Source organism: Polaromonas sp. P1_E3 (assembly GCF_056405935.1).
Map to the genome: position 1 here is coordinate 1 of NZ_JBFUBD010000744.1, position 811 is coordinate 811.

General features: G+C 60.2%; 1 protein-coding gene. It reads right to left on the reverse strand.

Annotated features, from left to right (window positions below):
* A partial coding sequence (locus AC1D0Z_RS23225; RefSeq protein ID WP_477660482.1) for an AAA family ATPase occupies positions 1–715 on the reverse strand: 715 nt, incomplete at its 3' end.
* Positions 716–811: the final 96 nt, after the last annotated feature.

An 811-nucleotide genomic window follows, 5' to 3' on the forward strand; every position in this document is an offset into this window, starting at 1 on the left:
GCAGGAACCAGCGGCCGGAGCGGGTCGCCGTGACCAGGTCCTGCAGGTAGTTCAGCAGCGGCTCGGAGGCATGAACCTGCGCCACCATCTGCTGCAGTTCCAGCAAGTCGTGTGGCGCCAGCAGGGCCGGCAGTTTTTCGACCATGTCGCGCCGGTCGGCGCCCCGCAGCAGTTCACGTTCGGCGGCGCGGTCGGGGTAGCCCAGAGAAATCCGCATGTGGAAACGGTCCAGCTGTGATTCAGGCAAGGCGTAGGTGCCGAGCTGATCGTGCGGGTTTTGTGTGGCGATGACAAAGAACGGCAGTGGCAGGGGCCGGGTCTCACCTTCCACGGTGACCTGTTTTTCCTCCATGGCTTCAAGCAGGGCGCTTTGGGTTTTAGGGCTGGCCCGGTTGATCTCGTCGGCCAGCAGCACCTGCGCAAAAACCGGCCCCGGGTGAAACACAAAACTTTCTTTCTGGCGCTCGTAAATCGATACGCCCGACAAGTCGCTGGGCATCAGGTCGGCGGTGAACTGCACCCGGGAAAACTGCAGGCCGAATGAGCGCGACAGCGCATGGGCCAGCGTGGTCTTTCCGACACCCGGAACGTCCTCAATCAGCAGGTGCCCGCCGGCCAGCAGGCAGGCCACGCAGTCCTGTACCTGGGCGGGTTTCCCGACAATGACCGTGTTAAGCTGATCAAGAAGCGCCTGGAGTTTTTCTGTGACTTTCATGGTGCCAACCATACCGTAATTTTTTACAAATTATTTCCCCATGAACGCGACTGGTTATTTCACGCACGCAGATTGCCGCAAACACGAAATGGGACC